Source organism: Limnothrix sp. CMB-01, from assembly GCF_055193175.1.
Genome location: NZ_CM143720.1, coordinates 2848647 through 2861603, shown reverse-complemented (window position 1 = coordinate 2861603; position 12957 = coordinate 2848647). Strand labels below are relative to the sequence as shown.

Sequence of the window (12957 nt, the reverse complement as noted above, 5' to 3'; positions counted from 1 at the left end):
CAGCCCACTGCTTCGCTGAGGGCGATCGAGTTCATAGTCCGATCGATTCCGGTTCGATCGCCCCATCACCCTTGATCTGGGTTTTCATCAGCCCCGACTAGTCACTAACCACGTGCTAATCGGGGCTGATTCTTTTGTCTGGCATCACAGCCCGATCGCATCGGGTCTGTTAAAACTGACGGAATAGTCCAGCGGGGAAACCGAAACCCAAGATGGCTCTGGATCGTCATTGAGCCATTCTGAGCCTGCTGATTATTTTTGCTGTTTTTGATTGCTTTGAATGATTACGCTCTACACTGCTCCGTCCCGTTGGGGGCTGGCTAGCGTCAGTCCGGCTTGCATGGAATTGGAAACTTGGTTACGAATTGCCGAGTTACCCTACCAAACAGCCTTAGCCACCGCTCAGGATCTGGCTCAGGCCCCCTATGGCAAAATTCCTTTTATTGAAGAAGCAGGGCAAAAATGGGGCGACACCGCGTTAATTATTGAGCGCTTTCGCCAAACCCAAGGTATTGATTTGGAAGCCGGTTTAAGCCAGGCTGATCGCGCGATCGCCCTGGCTTTCCGTCGCTTAATTAAGGAACATCTCTACTGGGGTGGAATTGCGATTCGCTACCGCGATGAAGAAAACTGGCAAGACTATCAAAACTTAGTCTTGACTCTGGTTCCCAGTCACTGGAGCAAGGCCCAGAGCGTGGCCTTTGCGGAGAAATTTCGCCAAAGCATTCTGCAACAGATGACGCAACAGGGCCTGGGCCGACTGAGTGACGCTGATTTATATCAACTCATTACGGCGGATTTGCAGGCCCTTTCGGATTTTCTGGCCGATAAGCCCTTTTTTATGGGCGATCGCCCAACCACGCTGGATGCCACAGCCTACGGTCACATCGGGAATTTCATTGAGCCACCCTATTCCAGCCCGATCGTGGACTTTGCCCGCCAAAAAACCAACCTCTGCGACCACTACCAGCGCATGTCAGCACGCTTTTTTGCCGACAGGGAGACCGAGCAGAAAGCGTCTATGCTGGTTACAAAGCTTGCCCAGCCGTTGGATAGCGCCTTCGCTGAAGAAACAGGGACGATCGGGTTGTCCATGAATGAACTTTGATGAATGAATTTTGATCAAACCAGCCGTCATTCAACTGGCCGTAGTCCAATCAGTTTGGTCTGGACTAGCCTTGATGAAACCGGTCTTGATTAAAACAGCCTTGATTCAACTGGCTTTCATTCAACCGGCTGAGCAACTAACACACAGAACGAATCAAACAGAGAGGGAAGGAGGTCGATCGTGCAGGGGCCAAAACGCGATCCGTATCTTTGGGTGCATTTGGCGGGGTTGGCAGCGCTGCCCCTCTGTGCGGAGTTGTGTTTACTGGGGTTGGCGGCGGGGGATCCTCTGCTGCCGGGTGGCTGGGACTGGCTGTTGGTGGGGCTGTTGGGAACTGCTCCGATCGTGGCCATGCAGTGGTTGCGCCCGTTTTATCCCTTTTCGGTTTTGCTGGTGAGCCTGCGGGCCGATCGCCTCAATGAAACGCAGCAACGAATTTTGCAACGCTGGGCCGGCTGGGAAACCAAGGCGATCGCGCTGATTGCGTCCCTTTTGGTGCTTTGGGCTTTGCAACGACTGGATCAACTCTCCCCCTTGGCGGCGGAAATTGCCCCCCTGGATCAACGGGCGATCGGGCTGTTGGTGGTGTGGTTGGGAGCGCTTTTGGGCAGCCTGCTGCTCACCGTTGCCCTCGTGTCTTTGTGGGTGTTGCTCACTCCGCAGACCGCCTTCAGCGCGATCGAGCCTTTTCCCGTTGGCAACGTTCCCGGCAGCTTCCTGCGCCTCAGTGTCCGGCTCACCAAAGTCTTACCGGATTTGGAAAATGCCCCAGTGGCCGCGCCCGCCAAGGTTCCTGAACCAGAGTCAGCAACGCCCCCAGCCCCTCCAGAAACCACCAATACCCCCCAGGAAGAGGCCGCTGCGATCGCCCCGGAGAATCTGCCGAGTCCTGGTGATCCCGAGCCACTGGATGCCACCGAGCCAGCGAGCACGGCTGAGCCACTGGATCCCCCTGAATTAGTGACGGATTCGGCGGCTGTTGAGGAGAGCGAGTCTTCTGAGGCGATCGAGTCTACGGAATCTGAGCCGATCGCAAGCACTCCTAATGAGCCTGAGTCGATCGAGTCTACGGAGCCTGAGTCGATCGAGTCTACGGAACCAGACTCCACCGAACCGGAACCCACCGAAGCGACCAGCAATCCCGAAACAGCAAACCAAGTCACCGATGATGATGATTGGGGCGATATGGTCAGCGATAGTGACAACCACAACGATGGCGGTAATGATGGCGACGGCTACTAGGTTCAGGGCATCGGTTTAAACAGTTTGGTTGAACAAAAAGTTGAACAAAAGCAAAACCCGACCTAGCGCAATGCCAAGTCGGGTTTTGAGTGAGTTAATGCGTTGGCTTGTTAACCAGATGACCGGCTTTTAGATCACCAGTTTCTGATTAGCAATCAGTGACTAACCGTAACGGAGTGGAGCTGGAGGGAGTCGAACCCATCGTCCGCACCAAGTAGTTATACCTTGTTCATTCACAGGCTTAGTCTCGTTGACCCTTGAGACAGGGACCGCTACTTAATCCCTAGCGGTAGGATGCCTCGATTAAAGTCTTTGCTAGCAGGCCAACCGAAGAAGACCGGACAGCGCATCCGTTGGGGTTAAACTCGGTGACCTTAACGGAGTCGGACAGCGAGTGCTCAACCGTCTAGTTAGAGGTGTTACAAAACTTAGGCAACAGCCACAGTCTTGCGAGCGAAAGGAACGATGTTGTTCGCATCTACTTTTTTGAGCCATTGATTTACGAGAGTTAGCCCGCTCTCAGCCTGCATCACTCAGTACCTGTTCCCAGCACGTCGAAACCGTGACAGCCCCGTGGTGTTAGCAGTGTTTTCCAGCGTTTTTAGGGTTGCGATCGCCCCAAGCTAGGTTTGGCAACGGCCATTCCAGGAGGGCAACAGCAAACTAAGTTGAGCTGTCAGGAATCAAGGCATTAATTAGTGCATTCCCAATTAATTTGTTCCTAGGTGCTCTTGAGCTGGCTGCTATGGGAGTAGATAACCATCGTTGAATGCTCCTGTATTCTATCGCGATTGGCGGGCGATCGGGCAAGGGCATACGGGCGATCGGGGCGAAATTTCCCTACTGGTGGCTACGGTTTTGCACCCTGGAAAGCTGCCAGCCCAAGCGCGAGCCAACTGACAATGAGACCCACGCCCCCGATCGGGGTAATGACACCCAAAATTTTGGGCGCGCCGAAACTGAGGGCATAAAGGCTGCCACTGAACAGCACCATCCCCAACAGGGCAGACACCCCGGCGATCGGGAGGCTCGGGGCCACGGGTTTGGGCATCGCGCCCATCGCCACCGCAACCATCCCCAACAGCAGCGCATGGATGAGTTGATAGCGGGCAGCCGTTTCAAAAATCGCCAAGGCGCGATCGCTCAGTTTTTCCGCTAATACATGGCTGCCGAAGGCCCCAGCCGCCACCGCCATTGCTCCTAAAAATCCAGCCCCGCCTAAAAACCAGCGTTCCATTTGATTCACACCAGATTTATTGACACCAGAATTATTAAAACCAGATTTTCTTGACACCGAATTTTAATGAATTCGGCCTTCCCTTAATTCCGAAAGCCATACTCAAGCACAAAGCAATCGGGATGAAAGCCAGCCAAAGGCTCTCGCAGTTTAACCAATTCAGATTCAGGGCCGTGAATTGCTAGGCAGAACCTAGGCAGAAGCGTGATGAATTGCCATGATCTGATCCGCAGCCCGTTGACCCGATCGATAGGCTCCGTGAACCGTGGCTGCGTGATTGCGAGAGGTGGCTTCCCCGGCAAAAAACAGGCGATCGGCCACGGGTTTGGTCAGTTGACCGCGATCGCTCAAGGTCGCCCCCACTCGCAGGAAGGAATAGGAGCCGCCCGCAAAGGGATCACGTCCCCAGCGAGTCACCCAAACCGCCGTTGGGTCAGGAATTTTGGGGCCAAACATCCGTCGCAGAGCCTTGAGGGCACTGGCGGCCTGTTGCCCATCGCTGAGAGCTTCCAGCTCGCGGCCCTGTTGAGCTGCATTAAACCCCAGCAAAATCGGGCGATCGCTGACCCGCTGGAAATTCACCCACTCATTCCACAGACCCGGCGGATCGGAAACAAACCCGATCCAATCCGGCTCTGAGGGCCAAAAGGAGCGAGGGAATTCTAAATAGATTTTGTTCAGAATACCCATTCCCAGTCGATTGATGGCGCTTTGGTGGGTCTCGGGCAGGGCCGGGACAAAGGTCACTTGACCCGACTGCAACACCCCGATCGGCAAGGTCACCACGGCCGCGATCCCAACCCATTCGCCGCGATCGGTGGTGATTTTGACTCCCTGTTGATCATGCTCAATTCGGCGCACCACCTGGTTGAGCTGCAATGTCAAACCACTGGATAAGCGACGGGCGATCGAGTCGTAGCCGGTGGGGAACAGCACATCTGCCCCCTCAAAACCGTCGCCCGCATCCCACTCATTGGCCGATAGCTCCGCCATCGATCCGGCATATTCATGCTCGATCGACCCCTTCAGTAATGTCCAAACCGCCCGTTCATCCTCGGCCGTGAGGTTAGCCCGCTGAACCAAGGCTTGCAAGTCCGCTAGCAGTGGGCGATCAGTGGAACGCTTTTCCCGCAACCGGTTCTGTTGAGCCAACACCTGCTCTAACACCTGCTCTAGGCGATCGTGCCGGGCATCATCAACTAACCGACCATCCCAGTCATAAAGCCACTGATTTTCGGCATCCGTGGCCACGGTGGGAATTTGCCACTGCTGAGCCAAGGCGGTGATCGGGTTGCCCTGGATGCCATGGATCCAACTGGCTCCCAAATCCAGCGCCACCCCCTTCAGGGCAGCGGGTCGCAAAGACCACAAACGCCCCCCGACCCGATCGCGCCCCTCCAGCACTACCGGATCCCATCCACGCGATCGCAACTGACGGGCGGCGGCCAACCCGGCAATTCCCGCCCCAATAATCAAGACCCGGCGGGACGAGTCAGCCTGCGTTAGCCCTGTCATTGATGAGGATTGTGCTGATGGGGACTGTGTTGATGGGACTTGTTTGGATGACAATTGTTGAGCATCCAGCCCCCATCCCTGACCGCAACTCACCAAACCAGCACCGGCCACACCACCCAGCATTAACCGCAAGAATCGATCGCGCTTCATGGCCAACGCGCCACCCTTTACCGCTCGTTTTTTCCAGGATAGGCCGCCAACTCCAGACCTGGATTAGCCCTCTCCCAGTTGACCAGAGGCAATCAACGGCAGCTTCTAGCCATCTCCATTAATCTTCCTGAATTACCCACTGATTCCCATGATTCGGGCCCGGTAATTGGGTTACCATCGAAGACCCGCGCTTGCATTGGGTCCGCTCTGCCATGTATCGTCCCAATCCAGAAAAAAAGCCGCTACGTAGAGCGCTGTTACTGCAACGCCAGGTTATGCCGCAAAACAAATGGCACAACCTCAGCACGGCCCTGCGCGATCGGATCCAGTCCCTCCCAGAATGGCAAACGGCACAGGTGATTTTTGCCTATGTGAGCCATCGTTTGGAGCCGGATATTTTGCCCTTGGCGCAAACGGAGTTGGGACGCAACAAAATTTGGGTGTTGCCCCGTTGCCAAGGGGAATTGCTGATTTGGCATCGCTGGCAACCGGGCGAACCGCTGGAACCGGGGGCCTATGGGGTTCAGGAACCCGCTAGCGATGCGCCCGTGGTGGAACCAACGGCGGCGGACTTAGTTTTGGCCCCCTGCGTTGGGGCCGATCGCCTGGGCTATCGGCTAGGCTACGGGGGAGGATACTACGATCGACTGTTGGCGGAGGTGCGCTCCAATACCCACACGATCGGCGTATGTTTCGACTTTGCCCTATTGGACGCGCTACCCACGGATCCTTGGGATCGGCAATTTGAAGCCTTTTGCACCGAAAGCCAGGTGATTCACCCCCAATCCCACGGCCCCACCCACATTCGGATCACGATCAAACTTTTTGCCATCTATCAAGAAACATTTGGCAAATCAGAGCTGATTTGGGAATTGCCCGCTGGCATTACGGCCGGTGAAGTTTGCGATCTGATGATCCAAAAACATCCCAACCTGGGACATTGGCGAAACATAACCCGCTTCGGCATTAACTTTCAGTTTGTGCCCGATAGTACCCTGCTGCGGGATGGGGATGAACTGGTTTTAATTCCACCGGTCAGCGGCGGTTAATTGTTCCGTTGTGATTTCCAAGTTGGATCGTGCCTGACTCAGTCATGCTGGGTCAGGCGCAGTATTGATGCGACTAATGCGTCTGAAATCTTTTGTCTGCTTTCAGTCAGGGAATTTTGAATTCCATCCCTTCACGAGCCAGGAAAGAATCGGGCGATCGCTCCTTCAGTTGCCGTTCCACTTCATCCAGAAAATCATCGCTGTGGTTTGGCTCGTGGTGAAAGACCGCCAGATGCTTTACGCCCGCCACTTCCGCCACCTTGACTCCCTCTTGCCAAGTGGAGTGACCCCAACCCACCTTGGACGATCGGGGGTTGTTGTATTCCTCATCGGTGTACATGGCATCGTAAATCAGCACGTCTGCCTCACGAGACAGTTGCACCACGTGCTCATCCATTCGATCGGGCAAATGCTCCGTATCCGTGGCATAGACCACCGTTTTTCCATTCCAGGTAATCCGGTAGCCCATGGCTCCGTTGGGATGGTTGAGCAGCCCCGTTTCAATTTCAATATCCCCATCCACCACAAATTGATCCCCAGCCGTTAGGTCATAAAAATCGACCTCCGCCTTGATCTGTCCCACGGGAATTGGGGAATGGGGATTCAGAATTCGATCGCAAAAATGATGTTTCAGCGGCTCGCCCGTATTCGTTTGGCACCCATACACCGTCAGCCGATTGCCCGGCGTGAACAGGGGCGCGAAGAACGGCACACCCTGAATATGATCCCAGTGGTAATGCGTGAAAAACAGAAAAGCATCCAGCGTTTCGCCAGGAGCCATTGACTCAGCCAAAGACCGCAGGCCCGTACCGCCATCAAAAATTAAGCGCCGCCCGCCAACACACAACTCCACGCAGGACGTGTTGCCGCCATACCGCACAGTGGACTTGCCCGGTGCAGGAATGCTGCCTCGCACGCCCCAGAAACGGACTAGAAAATCGGGTGAAAGCGCAATCTCCATATTGCCTACATCAAACAAGACCGGAGCAAGCAGATCCGGATTGGACGGGCTAGGTGATCGCAATTCTCTTAGTGAGTGCAGCACCAAGGCACTGACCCAATCGAGCAACTGAGTATTCTCTAGCCAGGGTTATCGAGCTGCGCGATCGGTTGAAAAGCCTAATCGCTGCGGATCTGAGTTGATCACTAACACTAAGTTGATCACTGAGCTGATCGTGACTGATCGTGCGGATCGAGGGTTTGCTGAGAATGCTTAACGCAAATTGCCCGATGCTATGAGGCAAACTTATGGCCCCAGAACACCTCCTGTTGAGCCTAGCATAGACCGCGAGGATGGGCACTAACTACCTAGTTCCATTCCCGATCGCGCTGTTCCGTGCAAATTATCGGGAGCCGGCCAAAATCTAGCGCATGTTTGCACCCAAGCTCAGATTTTGGCCATCCCACCCTAACCTTCAACCCAAAATTGGCTCGATCGCAGGAGTCGAAAATTCAAGCAACCGAAACAATTGAACCCCAACTCTCTGATCGGGCGCTGGTTCCGTGCTTCTTCTGGCGCTGCAACAAGCCTACGGATTAGCCACCGGTTTGCTGGAGTTGGCTTCCTCCGATACTTCTTGGGTCACCAAAACCGCACAGGGACAATGGTGCAGCACATAGTTACTGACACTGCCCATGAATAGCTCACTCAGCGTCGATTGACGACGATGCCCCACCACCACCAAATCCGCTTCCCAGGTGTGGGCAAGCTGACAAATGACCTTACCGGGTGAACCGTGGTTTTGCGACCACTCGGCAGGAATTTGGCGTTCTGCGGCCACGTCGGCCAAAACTTTGAGCTGTTGTAGATTTTGGTCAATATAGGACTGCCAAGCCTCGTGATAGCGCTGCAACAAAGCATCATCAGGCAGAAAAGCCGGCACAAAAAATAAATCGTCGCCGGGGGGCATGGGGGCATTGCCTTCGCCGGGAAACAGCACATGCAGCAACATGACCGACGCGCCTAGTTTTTCAGCCAGGTCAATCCCCTGACGAAAAGGAGCATGGTCAACGGAAGGATCTTCAATGGCAATCAAAATTTTGTGATACATGGCTAGGCTCCTTGAAGGCTGGCTGGGATCAAAAAAGCGGGCCGCGTCAGCCAGAGTTAACGAGGGATCGCTGCAAATCAAAGCCGGGGCCGTCCCAGAATGATCAGTGATCGCCGAATTTAGTCATACCAAAAAATAGTTAAGTGCTTGTTAAGTTTCAGGCTGAATTAGAAACCATCTCTAGTGTCTCCGATTCTCAATTCAATGTCTAGAAGTTGCCATATTTATTGATAATTCCATGAGCATTAGGTTCCATTATTTTGTAGTCAATTAAATTCATCAATAAATTCACCATCTGGGTTATTGTTTATTTTTTGATTAATGAGATGCGTTTTATTTTTTATCTTGGCTATTTTTGAATCCACATTCAAATCCAGATGCGAATCAATATCTTCTGCCAGGATATAATTTAAGGCTATAGTCTAGCGAGAATTTTTGACCCCATTGAATTTCTTCTTCAAGAAAAACTCGGTCTTTTATGAAGATTAATAGCAATTAGAAGCCTCTAAAACAGTAGGGATCAGCAAGAATGACGGAAATTCTTGAGCTGTGAAATAGCCGATCGCCCTCGTGCTATGAGCGAGCTTCTAGGTCGGCTTCCGCTTCCAGGGCGATCGCTTGCAGTTGATCCAACCGTTGGGGATCGGCAGGGATCCATAAACCGCGCTGATGGGCTTCTAGCAAACGCTCTGCCATATCCCGCAGGGCCCAGGGATTTTTCTGGCGCACAAAGTCCTGAACAGTGCGATCGAGCAGGTAGGCCTCTGCCACACCGTCATACATGAAGTCTTCGACACAGCGAGCTGTGGCATCATAGGCAAACAGATAATCGAGGGTGGCGGCCATTTCAAAGGCTCCCTTGTAGCCGTGGCGCATGGCGGAGGCGATCCATTTGGGGTTCACAACGCGCGATCGATACACTCGGGCAATTTCTTCCGCAAGCGATCGGGTGCGGGGGCGATCGGGTTGCGCATGGTCTCCAAAATAGACGGTGGGTTGTTGCCCGGAAATGACGCGCACGGCGGCCGTTAAGCCCCCTTGAAATTGATAGTAATCATCGGAGTCTAAAAGGTCATGCTCGCGGTTATCTTGGTTCTGCAAAACCACTTGCATTTCCCGTAATCGCTGCTCAAAGGCTTCCGGGGCCGATCGCCCGATTGGGGCCGCCAGGCCATTGCTGGGCGCATCCCCGCTGACGGGGCCCGAACGACCCGCACAACTGTAGGCATAGCTGCTCCAGTTCAGATAGGCCCGGGCCAAGTCCTGGTCGCTTTGCCAGTTTTGAGCCTCAATCAGGCCCTGAAGGCCTGCGCCGTAGGCTCCGGGCTTGGAACCAAAGATGCGGTAGTGGGCGCGGGTGCTGGCCTGCTCCTGGGTCAGGCCGCTGGCTTGCCATTGGGCGGTTTCCTGACGCACACGCTGGGCGATCGGGTTGTCGGCGGCGGCTTCATCCAACGCGGCAACCAGGTAAACCGCCCGATCGAACAGTTCAATCAGGTTGGGGAAGGCATCCCGAAAAAACCCAGAAATTCGCAGGGTCACATCCACCCTGGGCCGCCCGATCGCGGACAGGGGCAACACTTCCACCCCCACCACCCGCCGCGCCGCCCCATCCCAGCGGGGCCGCACCCCCAACAGCGCCAACGCTTCCGCTAAGTCATCGCCTCCGGTGCGCATGGTGGAAGTGCCCCAAACCGACAGCCCAAGGGTGGTTGGATAATCGCCATTTTCCTGAACATAGCGTTCGATCAGGGTGTCGGCAGCCTTGCGCCCCACTTCCCAAGCACTTTCCGTGGGCAGAGATCGCAAATCCACCGAGTAGAAATTGCGGCCGGTGGGCAACACGTCTGCGCGGCCGCGGCTGGGGGCCCCCGACGGCCCCGGCGGCACAAATTCGCCATTGAGTCCCTGCAAGAGCCGATCGATTTCCTGGGGAGTTTGGCGCAAGGCGGGCAGGAGCCGATCGCGCACCCAAGCCAAAGCCTGATCCGTGTGGGATCCCACGGACGGCCAGGGGCGATCGGCAATAAGGGCCGCCACGGCTTCGCTGGCCTGGGTTTCCAGAACGGCGATCGCGTCTCCCAAGGTGCGGCAGGTGGCTAGGTGGGGCCAGCGATCGACCTCCGGCAACGGATCGCCCCAATCGGCTGTGAGGGGATCGAAGCTCAGTTGCCAATCTTGGGCGATCGCCCGCGTCAGTCCCCCTTGGCCGCCTTGGGCAGAACGGGCGATCGCCACGGTCAAATCACGCAATTGATCGCCCGTGGGACAATGCCCAAAAATATGCAAGCCATCCCGAATTTGGGCTTCCTTCAGTTCGCAAAGATAGCCATCCAGAGCGGCGATCAGATCTTCAATGGCTGATTGGCTTTCGAGAACGGTCTGAGCTGAGTTTGATCCCTGAGTTAAGGAATAATTAGCAGCTCCTAGTTTGGTTTTGAGATCCCGATCGAGCTGATTATCTTCAATCAGTTTCAATAGTTTAGGAGCGATCACCCGAGTTCGCTTGGGATCTAAACTTTGCGCTTCATAGTATTCATCGATCAGGCCCTCAATTAAACTCAAATCGCCATACAGTTCTGCCCTAGTTAACGGTGGGGTTAGGTGATCTAAAATTACCGCTTGGGCCCGTCGTTTGGCTTGCGAGCCTTCACCGGGATCATTCACAATAAATGGATAAAAATGAGGAACTGGCCCAAGGGCAATTTCCGGGAAGCAATTCTCTGAGAGAGCAATGCCTTTTCCGGGCAACCATTCTAAATTGCCATGCTTCCCAAAATGGATGATCGCTTGAGCGGCAAATTGCGATCGCAGCCACTCATAAAACGCTAAATATTCATGGGTGGGTTCCAAGTCTGGCGCGTGATAGTTCAAACTAGGATCCCGATCGTATCCTCGGGCCGGTTGAATGCCCACAAAAACCTTGCCCCATTGCAACCCTGAAATGGGAATCACCGGCTCTTTTTCAATCACCGTTTTGGGAAACCATTGCTCATGATCCGGTTTCGGGTTGGTCAGGGATCCCCAGCGTTGATTGATGGCCCTTTGCACCTCGATCGGCCAGGTTTCAAACCAGGTTTGGTAGTTCGTGAATGATAGATATTGGCGAATGGATCGCCCCGTCCAGCCCTCAGGATCATTGGTTGTTCCTTGGGTCAGTTGCTGAATGAGTTGGTCACCAGTTTTTGGCAATTGTTCTAAATCACCCAAGTCATAGCCCGATCGCGCCAAAGCCCACAGAAAATCAACACAACTTTGGGGCGTATCCAAGCCAACACCATTGGCCAAGCGCCCATCTCGATTTGGATAATTGGCCAACACAATGGCGATCGGGCGATCGCTAGGAGCCGATCGCCGCAACTGCACCCAATTAGCCGCCAGTTTTGCCACAAAATTCAAGCGATCGGGAATGGGTTCAAGCGCGATCGTTTCTGTTTCTAAATCTCGATCGCGCTGTTGCACCGATTTGCAAGCCACCAGCCGAGTTGCCACCCGACCGTCCACCTCCGGCAGCGCCACCTGCATTGCCATATCTCGAGGGGATAACCCTTGCTGGTTGGTGAGCCATTGATCTTGGGTTCCGCTGCTCAAAATAATTTGCAAAACAGGCACATTTAACCGCTGCCAAAGGGAATGGGGTTGCGCCTGGCCAAGGGTAGATTGGGCCTTGGTGATTGCAAATCCCGTTGAAGCCAATAACAGGTCGATCGCCTGAGATTTCAGAGCGGAACCCACCTCTTCCTGAATATCCGAATCTTGCAACGAAGCCACGTAAATGGGCACTGGTTGCAAATTCACCGCCAACAGGGCATGGCATAGTTGATCGATCGCCGCTAAGTTTCCCGCTTGATAATAGGCTCGATAAAATAAAATTCCAACAATTCCAACGGTTCCAATCGGTTTAGAAACTGATGAGCTTTCAAGAGCATTATTTTTAGGATATTGGTAAAGCCCCCAACGTTCGATCGGCTGAGGGTTGGGAGGTTGATATTGCGTTTGAAAATAGGTATCTGATAACTTCAAGAGCGCATTTTGAACATTCTCTACGCCACCTTCATTCAAATAGCGCCAAATCTGGTCACACAAACTCAAGGGAGCCGTTGAATGGGAAACCAAGTCAGGATCTGGGCGATCGTCTCCGGGCAAAACCAACAGCCCAATGCCCGATCGCTCAGCGAGATCTCGCACCACCTCTAGCCCGTAGCTCCAATAGGCACGGCCCCCCAACAAGCGCAAAACAATCACCTGCGCTTGCGACAAAACGTCCTCAGCATAGGTATCGATCGTCAGTTGCTGTTGCAGTTGCAAGAGGTTAGTGGCGCGGATGGCTGGAAAATTTTCCGGCAACGATCGACGGGCGATCGACAGCGTTTGAATATCCGTATCTTTGGCCGTCAAAACAATGATCGGAGCCGGAGTTTGCTCAACAAAAATAACGCCTTCTGTATTCGGTTCCCAGCCACCGGGCAACGCAGCAATCCTATGCATTGGTCTTTTGATCGTCGTGAGCGCTAGTGGAACAATGAGCAGCGTTTAGACAAGAGCGTTTAGACAAGAGCGTTTAGAAAATTGGGCAACTTAATCCCGTTCGATCGCATCGGCCCT

At 54.1% G+C, this 12957-nt stretch carries 8 protein-coding genes and 1 other RNA gene; 3 read left to right on the top strand and 6 right to left on the bottom strand.

Annotated elements, in window-relative coordinates:
- The first annotated feature begins 280 nt into the window (after positions 1–280).
- Positions 281–1108 (top strand): glutathione S-transferase family protein, encoded by an 828-nt coding sequence (locus ACZA91_RS11975; protein WP_463182425.1) that lies wholly within the window; start codon positions 281–283, stop codon positions 1106–1108.
- Between the two features lie 180 nt (positions 1109–1288).
- Positions 1289–2350: a low-complexity tail membrane protein gene (locus tag ACZA91_RS11970; RefSeq protein ID WP_463182424.1), complete on the top strand. Its 1062-nt coding sequence runs from the start codon at positions 1289–1291 to the stop codon at positions 2348–2350.
- 174 nt (positions 2351–2524) lie between these two features.
- Here ACZA91_RS11970 and ssrA read toward each other — a convergent pair.
- From ssrA to ACZA91_RS11955, 3 genes are all read right to left on the bottom strand, one after another.
- Positions 2525–2923: a transfer-messenger RNA gene (gene ssrA / locus ACZA91_RS11965) on the bottom strand.
- Positions 2924–3200: 277 nt separating this feature from the next.
- Positions 3201–3587, bottom strand: a complete 387-nt coding sequence (locus ACZA91_RS11960) for a DUF423 domain-containing protein (RefSeq protein ID WP_463182423.1) — start codon at positions 3585–3587, stop codon at positions 3201–3203.
- A gap of 192 nt (positions 3588–3779) precedes the next feature.
- Positions 3780–5252: a flavin monoamine oxidase family protein gene (locus ACZA91_RS11955; RefSeq protein ID WP_463182422.1), complete on the bottom strand. Its 1473-nt coding sequence runs from the start codon at positions 5250–5252 to the stop codon at positions 3780–3782.
- Between the two features lie 212 nt (positions 5253–5464).
- Between ACZA91_RS11955 and ACZA91_RS11950 the strand changes: the two genes are divergently transcribed.
- The gene (locus ACZA91_RS11950; protein WP_463182421.1) at positions 5465–6301 is read left to right on the top strand and encodes a 5-formyltetrahydrofolate cyclo-ligase; all 837 of its coding nucleotides are present in this window, start codon (positions 5465–5467) and stop codon (positions 6299–6301) included.
- 106 nt (positions 6302–6407) lie between these two features.
- Here the strand turns inward: ACZA91_RS11950 and ACZA91_RS11945 are convergent, their stop codons facing one another.
- The 3 genes from ACZA91_RS11945 to cobN all read right to left on the bottom strand — a co-directional run bounded on the left by ACZA91_RS11945 (position 6408) and on the right by cobN (position 12840).
- Positions 6408–7262 carry an MBL fold metallo-hydrolase gene (locus ACZA91_RS11945; protein WP_463182420.1) on the bottom strand — a complete coding sequence of 285 codons (855 nt, stop codon included), beginning with the start codon at positions 7260–7262 and terminating at the stop codon, positions 6408–6410.
- A 568-nt stretch (positions 7263–7830) separates the two neighbouring features.
- The gene (locus tag ACZA91_RS11940) at positions 7831–8352 is read right to left on the bottom strand and encodes a universal stress protein (protein ID WP_190534677.1); all 522 of its coding nucleotides are present in this window, start codon (positions 8350–8352) and stop codon (positions 7831–7833) included.
- Between the two features lie 573 nt (positions 8353–8925).
- Positions 8926–12840, bottom strand: coding sequence for a cobaltochelatase subunit CobN (cobN, locus tag ACZA91_RS11935; protein WP_463182419.1), 3915 nt, complete (start codon positions 12838–12840; stop codon positions 8926–8928).
- Between the last annotated feature and the right edge of the window lie 117 nt (positions 12841–12957).

Coding starts and splice junctions, on each gene's coding strand:
- ACZA91_RS11945 (WP_463182420.1), bottom strand. CDS start 7,262: ATGGAGATTGCGCTTTCACCCGATTTTCTAGTCCGTTTCTGGGGCGTG.
- ACZA91_RS11950 (WP_463182421.1), top strand. CDS start 5,465: ATGTATCGTCCCAATCCAGAAAAAAAGCCGCTACGTAGAGCGCTGTTA.
- ACZA91_RS11960 (WP_463182423.1), bottom strand. CDS start 3,587: ATGGAACGCTGGTTTTTAGGCGGGGCTGGATTTTTAGGAGCAATGGCG.
- ACZA91_RS11955 (WP_463182422.1), bottom strand. CDS start 5,252: ATGAAGCGCGATCGATTCTTGCGGTTAATGCTGGGTGGTGTGGCCGGT.
- ACZA91_RS11975 (WP_463182425.1), top strand. CDS start 281: ATGATTACGCTCTACACTGCTCCGTCCCGTTGGGGGCTGGCTAGCGTC.
- ACZA91_RS11940 (WP_190534677.1), bottom strand. CDS start 8,352: ATGTATCACAAAATTTTGATTGCCATTGAAGATCCTTCCGTTGACCAT.
- cobN (WP_463182419.1), bottom strand. CDS start 12,840: ATGCATAGGATTGCTGCGTTGCCCGGTGGCTGGGAACCGAATACAGAA.